Source organism: Nonomuraea sp. NPDC050328, assembly GCF_044459405.1.
Taxonomy (GTDB): Bacteria; Actinomycetota; Actinomycetes; order Streptosporangiales; family Streptosporangiaceae; genus Nonomuraea.
The window spans coordinates 401,122-416,056 of sequence record NZ_JBITIW010000008.1 but is presented as its reverse complement, the minus strand read 5'-3'; the positions used below and the strand labels follow the sequence as shown (position 1 = coordinate 416,056).

At 71.3% G+C, this 14,935-nt stretch carries 14 protein-coding genes; 10 read left to right on the top strand and 4 right to left on the bottom strand.

Annotated elements, in window-relative coordinates; all coding sequences use genetic code 11:
• Position 1: 1 nt before the first annotated feature.
• Positions 2-952 (bottom strand): helix-turn-helix domain-containing protein, encoded by a 951-nt coding sequence (locus ACIBG7_RS29435; protein ID WP_357934200.1) that lies wholly within the window; start codon positions 950-952, stop codon positions 2-4.
• A 63-nt stretch (positions 953-1,015) separates the two neighbouring features.
• Here ACIBG7_RS29435 and ACIBG7_RS29430 point away from each other — a divergent pair, with 63 nt between their 5' ends.
• Both ACIBG7_RS29430 and ACIBG7_RS29425 read left to right on the top strand, forming a co-directional pair.
• Complete coding sequence (locus ACIBG7_RS29430) at positions 1,016-2,314, top strand: MFS transporter (RefSeq protein ID WP_397338333.1); 1,299 nt, start codon at positions 1,016-1,018, stop codon at positions 2,312-2,314.
• On the top strand, positions 2,259-2,885 hold the full coding sequence (locus tag ACIBG7_RS29425; protein WP_357934291.1) for a peptidyl-tRNA hydrolase: 627 nt from the start codon (positions 2,259-2,261) through the stop codon (positions 2,883-2,885). The genes ACIBG7_RS29430 and ACIBG7_RS29425 overlap by 56 nt, the downstream gene beginning before the upstream one ends.
• Before the next feature lie 58 nt (positions 2,886-2,943).
• On the opposite strand, the gene ACIBG7_RS29420 is transcribed toward ACIBG7_RS29425, so the two are convergent.
• On the bottom strand, positions 2,944-3,903 hold the full coding sequence (locus ACIBG7_RS29420) for a DUF3616 domain-containing protein (protein WP_357934206.1): 960 nt from the start codon (positions 3,901-3,903) through the stop codon (positions 2,944-2,946).
• Between the two features lie 90 nt (positions 3,904-3,993).
• Between ACIBG7_RS29420 and ACIBG7_RS29415 the strand changes: the two genes are divergently transcribed.
• From ACIBG7_RS29415 to ACIBG7_RS29390, 6 genes are all read left to right on the top strand, one after another.
• Positions 3,994-4,815: a hypothetical protein gene (locus ACIBG7_RS29415; protein ID WP_397338332.1), complete on the top strand. Its 822-nt coding sequence runs from the start codon at positions 3,994-3,996 to the stop codon at positions 4,813-4,815.
• A 25-nt stretch (positions 4,816-4,840) separates the two neighbouring features.
• Positions 4,841-6,790, top strand: coding sequence for an ATP-dependent zinc metalloprotease FtsH (gene ftsH / locus ACIBG7_RS29410; RefSeq protein ID WP_357934212.1), 1,950 nt, complete (start codon positions 4,841-4,843; stop codon positions 6,788-6,790).
• Positions 6,791-6,843: 53 nt separating this feature from the next.
• A complete protein-coding gene (locus ACIBG7_RS29405) occupies positions 6,844-7,509 on the top strand; it encodes a DUF937 domain-containing protein (protein WP_397338331.1) in 666 nt (221 codons plus the stop codon).
• A 47-nt stretch (positions 7,510-7,556) separates the two neighbouring features.
• Positions 7,557-8,138 (top strand): nucleoside triphosphate pyrophosphatase, encoded by a 582-nt coding sequence (locus tag ACIBG7_RS29400; protein ID WP_357934217.1) that lies wholly within the window; start codon positions 7,557-7,559, stop codon positions 8,136-8,138.
• Between the two features lie 10 nt (positions 8,139-8,148).
• Positions 8,149-9,000 (top strand): EI24 domain-containing protein, encoded by an 852-nt coding sequence (locus ACIBG7_RS29395; protein ID WP_397338330.1) that lies wholly within the window; start codon positions 8,149-8,151, stop codon positions 8,998-9,000.
• Positions 9,001-9,952: 952 nt separating this feature from the next.
• Positions 9,953-11,143, top strand: coding sequence for a DUF4192 domain-containing protein (locus ACIBG7_RS29390; RefSeq protein WP_397338329.1), 1,191 nt, complete (start codon positions 9,953-9,955; stop codon positions 11,141-11,143).
• Positions 11,144-11,466: 323 nt separating this feature from the next.
• Here the strand turns inward: ACIBG7_RS29390 and ACIBG7_RS29385 are convergent, their stop codons facing one another.
• Positions 11,467-11,805 (bottom strand): hypothetical protein, encoded by a 339-nt coding sequence (locus tag ACIBG7_RS29385; RefSeq protein ID WP_397338328.1) that lies wholly within the window; start codon positions 11,803-11,805, stop codon positions 11,467-11,469.
• A 133-nt stretch (positions 11,806-11,938) separates the two neighbouring features.
• Here ACIBG7_RS29385 and ACIBG7_RS29380 point away from each other — a divergent pair, with 133 nt between their 5' ends.
• Positions 11,939-12,541 carry a DUF1707 and DUF4870 domain-containing protein gene (locus ACIBG7_RS29380; RefSeq protein WP_397338327.1) on the top strand — a complete coding sequence of 201 codons (603 nt, stop codon included), beginning with the start codon at positions 11,939-11,941 and terminating at the stop codon, positions 12,539-12,541.
• Between the two features lie 469 nt (positions 12,542-13,010).
• On the opposite strand, the gene ACIBG7_RS29375 is transcribed toward ACIBG7_RS29380, so the two are convergent.
• The gene (locus ACIBG7_RS29375) at positions 13,011-13,802 is read right to left on the bottom strand and encodes a septal ring lytic transglycosylase RlpA family protein (protein ID WP_397338326.1); all 792 of its coding nucleotides are present in this window, start codon (positions 13,800-13,802) and stop codon (positions 13,011-13,013) included.
• A 657-nt stretch (positions 13,803-14,459) separates the two neighbouring features.
• Between ACIBG7_RS29375 and ACIBG7_RS29370 the strand changes: the two genes are divergently transcribed.
• On the top strand, positions 14,460-14,927 hold the full coding sequence (locus ACIBG7_RS29370) for a MarR family winged helix-turn-helix transcriptional regulator (protein ID WP_397338325.1): 468 nt from the start codon (positions 14,460-14,462) through the stop codon (positions 14,925-14,927).
• The last annotated feature ends 8 nt before the right edge of the window (positions 14,928-14,935 follow it).

Below are 14,935 nucleotides of genomic sequence, written 5' to 3'. Positions count from 1 at the left end.
CTCAGGTGACACGGAAGGTCTGGCGGTAGGCCAGGGGAGAGACGCCGACGGCGGCGTGCAGGTGCTGGCGGAGCGAGACCGCGGTGGCGAAGCCGCAGCGGCGGGCCACCTGGTCGACCGGCAGGTCGGTGCTCTCCAGCAGGTGCCGGGCGTGCTCGACGCGCTGGCGGATGAGCCACTGCGCCGGGCTCAGCCCGCTCTCCTGGCGGAAGCGGCGGGTGAAGGTGCGCACGCTCATCCGGGCGTGCGCGGCCAGCGCGGCGAGGTCGAGCGGCTGGTCGAGGTGGCTGAGCATCCAGGCCCGGGTGCCGGCGGTGCTCGCGCCGTCGGCGGGCGGCAGCGGGCGTTCGATGTACTGGGCCTGGCCGCCCTCGCGGAAGGGCGGCATGACGCAGCGGCGCGCGGTGCGGTTGGCCACCTCGCTGCCGTGGTCGCGGCGCACGACGTGCAGGCACAGGTCGAGCCCGGCGGCCACGCCCGCCGAGGTGAGCACGTCGCCGTCGTCGATGAACAACACCTCCGGGTCCAGTTTGACCTGCGGGAAGAGCCGCCGGAAGCGGCGGGCGTGCGCCCAGTGGGTGGTGGCGGGCCGGCCGTCGAGCAGCCCGGCGGCGGCCAGCACGAAGGCGCCGGTGCAGATGGACATGACCCGCTCGCGGCCCCGGAGCGCGCGGGCGAGCTCGCCGGGGACCACTCCGTCGCTCAGCGCCGGGCCGCTGTGGATGCCGGGCACGAGCACGGTGCCGGCGCTGTCGAGCACCTCCAGCCCGTGGTCGGGCACGACGCGGTAGCCCGAGGAGGTGCGCACCGGGCCGCCGTCGACCGAGCAGGTCACCACCTCGTACAGGTGCTCGCCGGCGGGGTCGCGCGCGGCCCAGAAGATCTGGCCGGGCGCGCCGAGGTCGAGGGTGGCCACGTCGTCCAGGACGACCAGCGCGACACGATGCACCATGGCCGGATTCTTGCACATATTGGCTTTCAGGCCACTTCTGCGGGCTTGGCCGGGGCAGCCACGATGGGGCGCATGAGAATCCATCGCGCCTGGTTCGTGGCCGCCGTGGCGTTCGTCGCGATCCTGGGCGCGGCCGGCTTCCGCGCCACCCCCGGCGTGCTGATCACCCCGCTGGAGAACGAGTTCGGCTGGTCCAAGGGGACGATCTCGCTCGCCGTCTCGATCAACCTCATGCTGTACGGGCTGACCGCGCCCTTCGCCGCCGCGCTGATGGACCGCTTCGGCATGCGCCGCGTCGTCACCCTCGCCCTGCTCCTGGTCGCCGCGGGCAGCGGGCTGACCGTGCTGATGACGGCGAGCTGGCAGCTCCTGCTGCTGTGGGGCGTGCTGGTCGGGCTGGGCACCGGGTCGATGGCGCTGGTCTTCGTCGCGACGGTGACCGACCGGTGGTTCGTGCGGCACCGGGGCCTGGTGACCGGGATCCTCACCGCCGCCGGGGCCACCGGGCAACTGATCTTCCTGCCGGTGCTGGCCCACCTGGCCGACGGTCCCGGCTGGCGGGTCGCGTCGCTGTCGGTGGCCGGAGCCGCGCTGGCCGTCGTGCCCCTGGTGTGGCTGCTGCTGCGCGACCACCCGGCCGACGTCGGCACCACCCCGCTGGGCGGCGAGGCGGTCGCGCGGCCCGAGCCGCTGCCCGGCGCGGCCACCCGCGCGCTGCGGGTGCTGCGCGACGCAGCGCGGACCAAGCCGTTCTGGTATCTCGCCGGCGGCTTCGCGATCTGCGGGATGAGCACGAACGGCCTGGTCGGCACCCACTTCATCCCGGCCGCGCACGACCACGGCATGCCGCAGACGGTCGCCGCCGGCCTGCTGGCGCTGATCGGGATCTTCGACATCGCCGGGACGGTCGCCTCCGGCTGGCTGAGCGACCGCGTCGACCCGCGGGTGCTGCTCGGCGCCTACTACGCGTTGCGCGGGCTCAGCCTGATGGTGCTGCCGTCGCTGTTCGCGGCGACCACCGAGCCGAGCATGCTGGTGTTCGTCATCTTCTACGGGCTCGACTGGGTGGCGACCGTGCCGCCGACGGTGGCGTTGTGCCGGCGGATCTACGGCGCGGACGGGGCGGTGGTCTTCGGGTGGGTCTTCGCCTCCCACCAGATCGGCGCGGCCGTCGCCGCGGTCGGCGCCGGCCTGGCCCGCGACCAGTTCGGGGCCTACACCGTCGCGTGGTACGCCGCGGGCGCGCTGTGCCTGCTCGCGGCGGGAATGTCCCTGGCGGTCAGAACCGTTGGAAAGCGGCGTGAGGATGGTTCTGCCGCTGGTCGTCCGGATCGAACGAGCGAGTCCGCCCCAACGCACTGACGCGCTGGAGGCGGCGGCGACGGCCGTGCTCGGGCTGCTCGACGAGCCGGGGGAGTGGGCCGGTGAGGTCGCGGCCTGGCAGGCCAGCGGGAAGATCCGCAAGGTGGTGCGCCGGGCTCGGGGCGCGGAGTGGGCGCGGGCGCTCGCGCTGCCGGGCCGTACCATCCAGCACCGCAGCGCCGAGGTGCGGGTGCATCCGCCGGTGCCGCTCGACGACTGGCCGCGTGACCTGGCGAAGCTGCAGGTGTCCGGGACCACGCTGGAGGACACCGCCGAGCCGGCCGCGGCCTCGGGGATCGTGTTGTGGGAGAACCCGGTGCTGGAGATGACCGCGGGCAAGGCCATGGCGCAGGCCGGGCACTGCGCGCAGCTCGCCTGGTGGGCCTCCTCGGCCGCCGAGCGGGACGCGTGGCGGGCGGCGGGGCTGGCGGTGGCCGTACGGACCGCTGCTCCGGAGCGGTTCGCCGAGCTGGCCGCGGCCGGGCTGCCGGTGGTGCGCGACGCGGGGTACACGGAGATCGCGCCCGGTTCGGCCACCTTCGTCGCCGAAGCGCCCTGGCTCAGATCGTGACGATGCCTGGGCTCGGTTCGTGCCGATGCCTGGACTTAGAACGTGACGATGCCTGGACCTAGAGCGTGACGATGTCGGCGTAGACGCCGTGTTCGGTCAGCCGGTCGAGCCCCGGGCTGTCGTAGGCGACCAGCAGCCGGCCGTCCGGGAGCAGGCTGATGCCCTCCGGGTGGTCGCAGCCGCGGCCGTAGGACAGTTCCGCGACGATCTCCAGGTCGTCGGCGAGCTCCGGCTGCCGCCGCGGCGACCAGCGGACCAGGCGCACCGGGCCGTCCAGGCTCATCGTCGGGCCGGTGAGCAGCAGCAGGTCGCCGTCGCCGAGCGGGCAGATGTCCCGCACGCCGAGGCCCTCCAGGTCGAGGAAGTGCTTGCGGTACGGCTCACGCAGCCGCAGGCGGGGGCCGTCGGCGACCGGCCGCACCTCAAGGACGACCGCCCAGCCCCGCAGCACCGGCCCGCGCAGGCCCACGTAGACCCGGTCGCCGTCCACCGCGAGGCCCTCGATGTCAAGCCCGTTGTCCTTGCCCGGCAGGGCCAGGAAGGGCGCGAGGTGGGGGTCGTCGTGCAGCCGGTCGGCGAGGTTCTCGCCCCGGCCGGACAGGATCGCGCCCTTGGCGGGCGCGTTGGTCTCGGGGTCCAGCGGGAGCCGTACCAGAATGAAACGGTTCTCCTCGCGGACGACGGTGGCCAGTCGCCGCACCCCTTTGTCCGGATTCTTCGTCTTGACGCGGCGGCGCTTCAAGCTGTGCGAGCCGACCGCCCACAGGTGACCGTCCTGCCGGGCCAGGCCCTCGATGTCCGCCTCGTCCTCCGGGCCGGCGGGCAGATCCACGTAGTCGGCCAGGCGGAAGCCGCGCTGGCGGTCGAAGAGCGTGCCGGTCCAGGTGAGGTGTTCGACGGTCGCCGTCTCGTCCCCGGCGACCCACAGACCCGTCTCGTCCACCAGGATCGCGGACAGGTTCGTGTGCGTCCGGCTCTCGCGCGACGACTGGTCGAAGCGGAGCTCTACGCGGGTCATTGGGCCATGATGACACTTCGGACACGACCTGGGCGCGCTGGCCCGATATGTCGTACGCTCCCGATCGTGCTTGCTGGGGATCGTGGGACCGTGGGGTCCGATGTCGTCTCTCCGCGCCGCCCGAACCCGCCCAAGCGTTCCCTGATCGGCGATCTGCCGATGAGGGTGATCTACCGGGGGCTGGCAGTGGTCGCGGCGCTGGGCGCCGTGGTCGTCTGGGCGCTTCCGTCCGGTCCGGGCGAGGATGCGGCACGGCCGGTCGCCGCGCCATCGGCGGTGCCGTCCTCGTCCGGACCGGCCCCGGTCACGCCCTCCCCGGAGGTCTCGCCCGCCTTCGTCGCCCCCACCCCCACCCCCACGCCCAGCCCGACCGCGGCCCCCTCGATCGCGCCCGGGTACACCGCGATGGAGGCCCTCTACGCCGACCCGCGCGTCCCCAAGCTGCCCGCGCGGCTGCGCGCCAAGGCCGTGCGCGGCTACCGGCCGGCCATCAAGGACCGCTTCTCCGGCCTCGCCGTCCCCAGGCTGCCCAGGCCGTGGCGCACCTACGGCTCCGGCCCGTACGCCACCCGGCAGATCATCAAGGGCACCCGCGCCCTGTTCGTCACCGCCCCCGTGCCGATCAAGGTGCAGCGCGAGCACCGTGACACCGCCCTGCTCGCCGCCCGCTGGACGCTCAGCCGCCACCCCAAGGGCGCCCGCCTCACCTGGATCGACTCCCGGCCGATCCGCGACGGCTGGATGCTGGTCTACAAGGTGCGGTACGGCAAGCGATCCGCCCTGGCGGCCGTGGTCGTCGCGAAGGGCGGCGCGAGCAAGCCCGGCCTCGCCTTCATCTCCGTCCCCGATACGCGTAAGCGGCAATGGGGACAGGTCGCCCGCGTGGCCGCGGGGGTGCGTGCCCTAGGCTAGATCGTGATCGAGGGGGGAGATCACCGTGGAACGCTCCGGACCACCGGCCCAGGACCAGGACAAAGGTAAGCAGAAGCCCTGGCGCGCCGAAGGGTTGCCCGGCACGCCCGGCGGCCGCCCGAAGATCAACTGGTGGCGCTTCGTCCTCACCCTCTTGGTGGTCTACGCCGCCTTCTTCCTCATCTCGTCCTTCTTCGACTCCGATCAGCCGGAGACCATCTCCTACACGCAGTTCACCAGCCAGCTCGACGCGGGCAACGTGAAGGAGGTCTACGCCACCGGCTACTCGATCGAGGGCTCGCTCAAGGCCACGGCTAAGGACCCCGACACCGAGAACAAGAGCTACACCAAGTTCGTCACCGAGATCCCGGTCTTCGCGAACATGGACCAGCTCTACGCCACGCTGACCAGCAAGGGAGCGAAGATCAGCGCCGAGTCGCCGGTGCAGAGCCGCGGCCTGTTCTGGAACCTGTTGCTCTCCCTGCTGCCGGTGCTGCTGCTGGTCGGCCTCTGGGTGTGGATCATGCGCAGGGGCGCGGGCATGATGGGCGGCGGTGGCGGCCTCGGCGGGCTGGGCAAGTCGAAGGCGGCCAAGCCGGTCGAGGCGGGCAAGGTCCGCGTCAACTTCGACGACGTCGCCGGCATCGACGAGGTCGAGAACGAGCTGGTCGAGATCGTCGACTACCTCAAGGACCCGGGCAAGTACCGCCGCCTCGGCGCGAAGCTGCCCAAGGGCGTGCTCCTGGCCGGCCCGCCCGGCACCGGCAAGACGCTGCTGGCCCGCGCGGTGGCCGGTGAGGCGAACGTGCCGTTCTTCTCCGCCAGCGCCTCCGAGTTCATCGAGATGATCGTCGGCGTCGGCGCCTCCCGCGTGCGTGACCTGTTCGAGGAGGCCCGCAAGGTCGCCCCGTCGATCGTCTTCATCGACGAGATCGACGCCATCGGCCGCGCCCGCGGCGGCGCCTCCGGCCTCGGCGGCCACGACGAGCGCGAGCAGACGCTCAACCAGATCCTCACCGAGATGGACGGCTTCACCGGCGGCGAGGGCGTCATCGTCATCGGCGCCACCAACCGCCCCGAGGTGCTCGACCCCGCCCTGCTGCGCCCCGGCCGCTTCGACCGCACGGTCGTCGTCGCCCCGCCCGACGCCAAGGGCCGCGTCGAGATCCTGCGCGTGCACACACGCGGCGTCCCGCTCGACGGCGAGGTGAGCCTGGAGCGCCTGGCCAAGACCACTCCCGGCATGACCGGCGCCGACCTGGCCAACCTGGTCAACGAGGCGGCCCTGCTGGCGGCCAAGCGGGGCAAGGAGAAGGTCACCACCCCCGACTTCGGCGACGCCCTGGAGAAGCTCCAGCTCGGTACGGCCCGCAGCATCGTCATGCCGGAGGAGGAGCGCACCCGCACGGCCTACCACGAGGCCGGGCACGCGTTGCTCGGCATGCTCCAGCCCGGCGCCGACCCGGTGCGCAAGATCTCGATCATCCCGCGCGGGCGGGCGCTCGGCGTCACCCTCTCGACGCCCGACTCCGACCGCTACGCCTACGACTACCACTACCTGCGCGGGCGGATCATCGGGGCGCTGGGCGGCATGGCGGCCGAGCGCGTCGTCTACGACGTGATCACCACCGGCGCCGAGAACGACCTGGAGCAGGTCACCATGATCGCCCGGGGCATGGTCGGGCGCTGGGGCATGTCGGAGAAGATCGGCCCGCTGACCATCCTGCCGAGCGACGGCCAGCCCCAGGCGGCCCCGGCCACCTTGGCCGCGGTCGACGACGAGGTCCGGCGGATCGTGGACGAGTGCTACGAGCAGGCCATTCGGCTGCTGGGCGAGAACCGCGAGCGGCTCGACGCGATCGTGACCGCCCTGCTGGAGCACGAGACCCTCGACGAGGCGGACGCCTACCGGGCCGCGGGACTGCCCCGCAAGACCGAGACGCCCGAGCTGCCGACCAGCGAGTCCAGCGGCTAGATCTTTGCCCAACCCCGCACTTACCGGGAACGAGCGCTGGGCAGTTCGTCGTCGTGAGTCTCAACGATGAACTTCTCGAGCAACTGGGCAGCAGCGGCCTCCAGCAGATCGCCGGGCTCCTCGGGACCGACGTGGCCACCGCGCGCCAGGCGGTCGAGGCGGCCACCGGGACCATCGTCGGCGGGCTGGCCCAGAACGCCGAACGCCCCGAGGGCGCGGACGCCCTGCGCACCGCGCTGGACGAGCACGTCTCGGCCGACCCGTTCAACTCCGACCTGTCCTCGGTGACCCGGGACGGGCACGGCATCCTCGGGCACGTGCTGGGCGAGCAGGGGACCGAGCACGCGGCGGCGGGGATCTCGCAGTTCGCCGGGATCAACATGAACACGGTGCTGAAGCTGCTTCCGCTGCTCGCGCCGATGATCATGTCGTTGCTGGCCGGGCGGGCCAATCAGCGGGGCATGGACGCCGGGGCGGTGGCCCAGGACCTCAACAACGAGAAGTCGGAGATGTCGGGCGGGGGTTTGGGGGATCTGCTGAACGCGGTCCTCGGCGGCGCGGGCGGTGGCGGGCTCGGCGGGCTCCTCGGCGGGCTGCTCGGCGACTCCGGCGCTCCTCAGCAGTCTTCTCAGCAACCTCCTCAGCAACCGGCGGAACCTCGGCAGCCTCAGTCCGCCCAGGGCGGCGGCAGCGGCGGGGGCACCAACCCGGACTGGTGACGCGGGAGGCACGATCCGTGCCTGGCCAGGCCGGTAAACTGGTGCCTGTGATCGTCCTGGCCTCTGCCTCCTCCGCCCGTCTCGCCCTCCTGCGCAGCGCGGGCCTCGACCCCAAGGTGATCGTCAGCGGCGTCGACGAGGACGCGATCAGCGCGCCCACGCCCGCTCAGCTCGCCCTCCGCCTGGCGCAGGAGAAGGCCCGCACCGTCGCCGCCGACCTGACCGAGGGCGTCGTCATCGGCTGCGACTCCGTCCTCGAACTGGACGGCCGGCCGTACGGCAAGCCGGGCACGCCCGAGGTGGCGCTGGAGCGCTGGCGGCTGATGCGCGGGCGCACCGGGCGGCTGGTCACCGGCCACTGCCTGATCGAGGCCGCGACCGGACGTGAGGCGGCCCGCGTCGGGTCCACCGTCGTGCACTTCGCGCAGCCCTCCGACGAGGAGATCGCCGCCTACGTCGCCACCGGCGAGCCCCTGGGGCTGGCCGGCGCCTTCTCCCTCGACGGGTACGGCGGCTGGTTCGTCGAGGGCATCGAGGGCGACCACGGGAACGTGCTGGGGATCTCGCTCCCGCTCGTCCGTGCGCTCCTCGGCGAACTCGGCTACGCGGTGACCGACTTCTGGCGCTAGGTTTCTCGGCATGCGCGACTTCTTCACCGGTGTCGGATTCTTCTTCCAGGGCGTCGGCTGGGCCGGACGGAACGGCCGTTGGTGGGCCTTCGGGCTGATCCCGGCGTTGATCGCCTTCGCTGTGTACGTCGTCGCGCTGGTGTTCCTGGGGATGTACGCCTCGGACGTCGCCGAGTTCCTCACGCCCTTCGCCGACTCGTGGAGCTGGCGGGACGGGTTCCGGATGGGGCTGGGGGTGGTGATCTTCCTTGGCGGGCTGGCGCTGGCGGTCATCACCTTCGCGGCGTTGACGCTGGCTGTGGGGGAGCCGTTCTACGAGCGGTTGTCGGGGGAGGCGGATCCGCTGCCCGGGTACCAGGAGGAGCCTTGGTGGCGTAGTGTCCCGCGGTCCATCCGGGACAGCCTGGTGACCTTGCTTTACGTGCTCATGTTCACCATTCCGCTCTTCTTCCTGGGCTTCATCCCTGTCATCGGACAGACGGTTGTGCCGGTGCTAGGCGCCGCCGTGTCCGGATTTTTCCTGACAGTGGAGCTCACCTCCCTGGCCATGGAACGCCGCGGCCTCGCCCGTCGCGCCCGCTTCGCCCTCCTCCGCGGCAACCTCGGCCTTGCCCTGGGCTTCGGCGTCCCCATCTTCCTGCTCTTCCTCGTGCCCTTCGTGGCCGTCCTCGCCATGCCCGCCGCCGTCGCCGGCGCCGCCCTCCTCGTCCGCCACCGCCTCACCCCCACCACCCCCGGCCCGCCCACCCCCGGCCTCAAGGGCCCCGCCACCCCCGGAACCACCGGCCTCAGCGGCCCCGCCACCCCAGGAACCAAGGGCCCCGACGGCCCGTCCGGCCCCACCCCTGGCCCGAGGCGCTAACCTCCGCTCAACCCACCCTCGCCGCGCCCACGCTCGCCCCCTCACAAGCCCGACAACACCCCCAACCGCCCCGCCCAACGTGAGCAACGCCAACAACCCGATCAACACCACCGGCAACAGGTACATGAGCCAATCAAGACTCCCCGCCTCATACGCCTGATCAGCCTCGGCGGGCCCGATGAAGCTGATGTCGGTATTACGTGTCCTAACCACCCGTACCTGGTGCACCGCCCCCCGCACGCACTCACCAGTCAGGTGAACGACCACCTCAGCCCCGGTCCGGCCGAAGCGAGCCAGGCAGTATTTGCTCCGATACCCCGCCCACCGGACAACGGTCGCCGACCCCAGCTCCCCGTGGGAGGCATGCGACGCCGCCATGCCATCAACCATGCGCCAGGCGGACTCGAACTTCACATACTCGGCCGGTGCACCCACCGCGACCAGGATCACCACGGCCAGCAGCGTTTTGACCCGTTCGATTACCACCGTGCCTTGATACCACCCCAGCCCAACCCCCGCCCGCCTCCTCCGCCCCCTCTTCTTTCACCCCCAAATGACCGCCCCAGGACCCCCGCCACCCGAGCCCCGCCGCGCCGGAGAGTTGCCCTCGAGATCGCGGCGCTTCAGACTCCAGCACCTTGGGCGGCCCCCAGCTCCCCAGCCACGCCACCCCCAGCCACGCCGCCCCCGAGGCCAGTCCCCGGCCGCCTTCCTCCAGGTCACCTTCCCCGGGTGGTGCCTTCCCCCCAGGCCACCCTCCCCGCGGAGCCGCCTTCCCAGGCGCAGCGTCCCCGAGACCCCGCGCCTCGGACCACGGCACCCTCCATGCCCCTGCGTCCGCCCCAAATGGGACAGCCCCCTGTCCACAGAAGCACCCGTCACCGCACCCCATCCACAGAACGCCGTTCGATGCCCTCCGCCATTGGGGGCACCTGCGGCACCCTCAACCCCCATGACCGCCGAACCTTCCCCCACCCCCTCCCTCATCCTCACCAACCCCACCGACCTCCTGGCCGCCGTGCCGTACCTCTTCGGCTTCCACCCCGCCAAAAGCCTGGTAGCCCTAGGGATCTCCGGCACCGAACTCCGCATAGCAGCCCGCTGGGACCTCCCCCTCCCACCCCACGCCCTCGACCCCCTCATCCCAGCCACCGACCGCGAAGCCCTCACCCACCTCCTCGCAGTCGGCTACGGCCCCGGCCCGCTGGTCACGCCGGCCATCGACACCCTCCGCACCCTGTCCACCCAAACCGGCCTCCCCGTCGCCGAGGCCCTCCGCGTAGAAGATGGTCGCTACTGGTCATACCTGTGCGACCTCACCACCTGCTGCCCACCGGACGGCTCGCCGTACGACCCGAAAGCCGCCCAGGTAGCCGCCGAAGCCACCGTCCAGGGCCTCGTCGCGCACCCCGACCGCGCCACCCTCCAACGCACCCTGGCCCCTTACGACGGCCCCCTCCGCCTAGCCATGCGCACCGCAACCACCGACGCCGCAACCACCCTCACCACCCGCATAACTGCGGGCGCGCCAGCCTCCACCCCACCAACCGATCCCCCCAACTCACCCTCCACGAAGCCCAAGCCCGCCAGCCCTCCGACCACCCAAGCGGCCGCGCCGGCTCCGGCCCCAGGTACCGAGCTCGAGGTCACCGACGCCTTCGCCGCCACCTACGTCGCCGAGGCGCTATCCCGCATCCGCAAAGCCATGGCCTCCGCCACCACAGGCCCCCGCCTGACCGACCACGAAGCCGCCCAGTTGGGCTTCGACCTCGCCATCATCCGAGTCCGAGACGAAGCCTGGACCGCCATGGACGTCCAGGCCCACCTCCCCCTCTGGCGAGACCTCACCCGCCGCCTGGAACCCCGCTTCGTCCCCCCAGCGGCCTCACTCCTGGCCATGGCGGCGTGGCGCTCAGGCGACTGCGTTCTAGCCTCCCTGGCCGTCGAACGCGCCCTGACGATCAACCCGTACTACTCCATGGCCGGCCTCATCCGCCACGCACTGGTCCACATGATGTCCCCGTCAGCCCTGCGCGACCGCATGCCCACCCCAGCCGACCTGGACCGTTCCATGGGCCCACCAAACCGTCTGTGGATGACCCCCATGCTCGCCCTCCTCACCAGCGAGGACGCCACCTCGTGACAACCCACCCCGCCCTCTGGTTCAGCGGCTAGCCGCTACCCCGCGGCGCCACGACGCAGACGACACCCGACGTCCAGCGCAGCTGGATTCCCGGAGCCACGAGGAATCTCAACCCCAACGCCCCTGCCTTCGAGCCCGGGCGCCGGCCCCGTCGGTGGGCAGCCCTCAGGTTTGGGTTCCCGTCCGGGGCCTCCGCTCGGGCGCTCGGCCCTCAGCCCGGCCTCCGCCCCTCAGCTTTCCGCCCCTCAGCTTTCCGCCCCTCAGCCCGGCCTCCGGCCCTCAGCCCCCGGCCTTCCGCCCCTCAGTCGTGGGGCGCTCGGCCCTCAGGCCTCTTCCTGTCGCCGCCGCTCGTTGTAAGCCCGCATCCGAGCCGGATACCCCGTAAGGTTCACGTCATAGACCGGCAGCCCAAGCCCATGAGCCACCTTTTTGATCACAGCAGGAGCCCCGACCCGCCGCCGGGTCCACTCTCCGTCATCGGCGACCGCAACCGCGGTGGTATCCGTCGCAAACGTCTCAGGCTCGACATAGAACTCGACCCCACGCCGCGACTTGGCGAACGCGATAAGCGCCTCGATGTCCGCATCGGTCGCCTCGCGGTCGAACTTGGCCACCTTGGGCCCGCGCAGCCGCCGGAGCCCATAGCGGTCTCGCCATCTCATAGCTCCTTTTATACCTTTCCGCGCCCGTCGGCGTCGGGGGCTTCTCCGGGACACCTCCGGGTTGGCCCCGATACCGATCCTTGGCTCCGTTCGTCAGGATGAAGGCAGATCGATCCATCTGGAGGGGACAGGCATGGCAGGCACACCATCGATGACCGGACCGGTGCCGCGTGAGCACCTGCGCGTCACCAACCAGGACCGCGAGAACGTAGTCGATCACGTCAAGGCCGCGTACGCCGAGGGCCGCTTCGACAAGTTCGAGTTCGACGAGCGCCTTGAGCGGGCCATGACCGCCCGTACGCACGCCGACCTCATGCCCATCATGTCCGAGCTGTACGGCACGCAGGCCGGCACCCGAGCACCGTTGCGCCCGGTCCCCGCTGCCCGCCCTGCTCCCGCACCGGTGACCTTCGACCGCGCGCCCGAAAGCAACGAACGCCTCGGGGCCGCAGCCGCCCACGGCCTGGCCGTCGTCGGCCTGCCCATCGTCGGCCCGCTGCTCCTCCTGCTGACCGCGGGCAAGACCTCGCCCTACATCCGGCATCACGCTCTGGAGTCGCTGAACTTCCACCTCACCGTGATCGGCGCGACCTTCCTGCTGCCGTTCACCGTCGTCGGCGTGATCCTGATCCCGGTGATCTGGGTCGCAGCCTTCGTCCTGGCCATCGCGGGAAGCATCTCGGCTCTCTCCGAGGGGCCTTTCCGCTACCCGATGACCTTGCGCCTGGTGAAGTAGCCGTCCGACCGCAGACTGAACTCGGCCTCGCCGGGTCTCATCGCGGGCGGTGGGCGGCGGGGGCTTCGTGTCGGCCGCCGAGCCTTGGCCGAGCCTGATCCAGGCGCGGGGCTTGGGCAGCTACGGGGCGCGCAATCTGGAAGCCGGCGCGGGGCCGCTGGGGGAGCTCGCGCTAAGCAGCAGGTTGTTGGTGGGGGTGCCCGAGCGCCGGATACCGGGACGGGGGTGTGACCGAAGATCCAGGGGCTAGCGCCAAGAGCAGGCACTCGCGACTGAGAGCTCAGGGCAAGCGGTCGGGGCCCGAGGGGGATCGGGCTGTGATGCCCAAAGCGTGCGGTCGGCATCGATACATCGGGACCGAGGGGCCGAAGGGCCGGGATCGAGAGGTCGGGACCGAGGGGTCGAGGGGCCGAAGCCTAGGGTCGGAGGGTTGGGATCTAGGGCTGGGGTCGGAAGCTCCGAAAGAGGATCAGGAGCGCGAGGAAAGGACCTCGTACCTGACGTGCATGACCCCGGCGTTGGTGTTGCCGATGGCGTCGAAAGCGGCCTCGGACAGGTCAAGGCACCGGCCGCCGACGTACGGGCCGCGGTCGTTGATGCGGACGATCACCGAGGCGCCGGAGTTGGGGTTGGTGACCCGGACCTTGCTGCCGAGCGGGAGGGTCTTGTGCGCGGCGGTCATGGCGGAGGGGTTGAACCGCTCACCGCTGGCGGTCATCTGCGGCTCGCCGTAGAAGGAAGCACCGCAACTGCCGGAGGAGATGACCTGGTAGCGGGGCTTCTTCGGCGTCACCGGCTTGGGGGTGGCGGACTTGGATGCGGTGGGCTTGTCACCCGACGAGCCATTCGACCCGGTAGAGCCCGTGGAGCCGGTCGAACCGGTTGAGCCAGTCGAGCCGGTTGAGTCGGTGGACTTGGCGGCGTCGGACTTGGTCCCGGTAGCGGAGTCGCCGGTCGTGCCGTTCGTCGGCTTGCCGGAGGCGGCGTTGGACGGGGCGCCGGTGGCGGCGGGGTTGGCGCTCGGGGAAGTGCCGAGGGCCGAGCCGGCGGCGGGGGCGGACGAGGGGTTGGGGGTGCTCGTCGCCAGGGCCGGGCTGTTCATGGCGTGAGAGGCGCTCATCGTCATCGAGGAGTTCGCGTCGTCCGCGACGGCGGCCCAGGTGGCCGTTCCGGCGATCGCGAGGACGGCGGCGCCGGTGGCGATGGCGGTCCAGCGGCGCTTGCTGGAAGTACGGGACGGGGTGACGTTGTGCTGGCCCAAGGGGAACCACGGTCCTAGATAGGGGACAGGGGCGGGGACCTGGCCGGAAGGGTGCGTCGGCCTTGTCCCAAATGCGGGTCAAGTGAAGCCCGCGACGGGGTTGAACTTATGTGAAGAGCAACCGACAAAGGCAAATTAATGGGACAGATGGTGATATATCTCACCAAGCGTTGGTCGCTGAATCCCAGACCCTAGGCGGTGGATCTTGGGATATCTGGCGTTTTCGGCGATCGAGAACCAACGGGTTTGGGATGAGGGCTTGCCGCTGGAGCGTGTCGCGGGGCGGATGTGGCAGGGGGTATGGGACGGCTCGGGCGTGGGTTTCGGCCGCTGCCGACGGGTTGGCGGCGGGTTTGGCGAGGGGCGTGGGCCGAGGTCGACCCGCGCCTTCGCCCGCGCGCGGTTCGGGATCCAGCGGGTCAGGGCGCCTCCGCTGGGCCTTGCGGCCCAGCGGACGGAACCTCCGAGCGGGCGGAACCTCCGAGCGGGCGGAACCTCCGAGCGGGCGGAACCTCCGAGCGGGCGGGGCTTGTGCAGCGGCGCTCGTGCCTGACGGCCCGGGGCGACGGACGCGCTCGGGCGCTGGGCGGCTTCGGGCGAGCGCGTTGCGAGCGCGTTGCGGGAGCGTTGATGACGCGTCAACTACACTGCTGGCCTATGCCTGACCCGCGGTGGCTCACCGAAGAGGAAGCCCGTGCCTGGCGCGGCTACCGTCGTCTGTTTCTCCTGCTCAACCGGCAGATCGCCCGCGATCTAGCGCGCGACTCCGGCCTATCCGAGGCCGACTACGACGTCCTCTCCGCCCTGTCGGAGTCGCCAGGGTCGGAGATGCGCCTGACCGAACTCGCCCGGCACATGCGCTGGTCCAAGAGCCGGCTCTCTCATCACCTCACGCGCATGGAGCAGCGTGGCCTCGTGACCCGTCGGGACGTTCCCACGGACGCCCGTGGCTCCACCATCGCGCTCACCACGACCGGGGTGTCCATCATCCAGCAGGCCGCCCCGCCGCACGTGGCGTCGGTGCGGAGGCACTTCATCGACCTCCTCACGCCGGAACAGGTCGCCGCTTTCGCCGAGCTTTCCTGGCACGTCGTCGATCACCTCCTCGAGACCGAATCCGACTGAGCGATCCG

Bases quoted from the DNA above. Each gene is read 5' to 3' on its own strand.
- ACIBG7_RS29435 (WP_357934200.1), bottom strand. From the start codon at position 952: ATGGTGCATCGTGTCGCGCTGGTCGTCCTGGACGACGTGGCCACCCTC.
- ACIBG7_RS29395 (WP_397338330.1), top strand. From the start codon at position 8,149: ATGCGCGACTTCTTCACCGGTGTCGGATTCTTCTTCCAGGGCGTCGGC.
- ACIBG7_RS29380 (WP_397338327.1), top strand. From the start codon at position 11,939: ATGGCAGGCACACCATCGATGACCGGACCGGTGCCGCGTGAGCACCTG.
- ACIBG7_RS29370 (WP_397338325.1), top strand. From the start codon at position 14,460: ATGCCTGACCCGCGGTGGCTCACCGAAGAGGAAGCCCGTGCCTGGCGC.
- ACIBG7_RS29425 (WP_357934291.1), top strand. From the start codon at position 2,259: ATGGTTCTGCCGCTGGTCGTCCGGATCGAACGAGCGAGTCCGCCCCAA.
- ACIBG7_RS29420 (WP_357934206.1), bottom strand. From the start codon at position 3,903: ATGACCCGCGTAGAGCTCCGCTTCGACCAGTCGTCGCGCGAGAGCCGG.
- ACIBG7_RS29385 (WP_397338328.1), bottom strand. From the start codon at position 11,805: ATGAGATGGCGAGACCGCTATGGGCTCCGGCGGCTGCGCGGGCCCAAG.
- ACIBG7_RS29390 (WP_397338329.1), top strand. From the start codon at position 9,953: ATGACCGCCGAACCTTCCCCCACCCCCTCCCTCATCCTCACCAACCCC.
- ACIBG7_RS29430 (WP_397338333.1), top strand. From the start codon at position 1,016: ATGGGGCGCATGAGAATCCATCGCGCCTGGTTCGTGGCCGCCGTGGCG.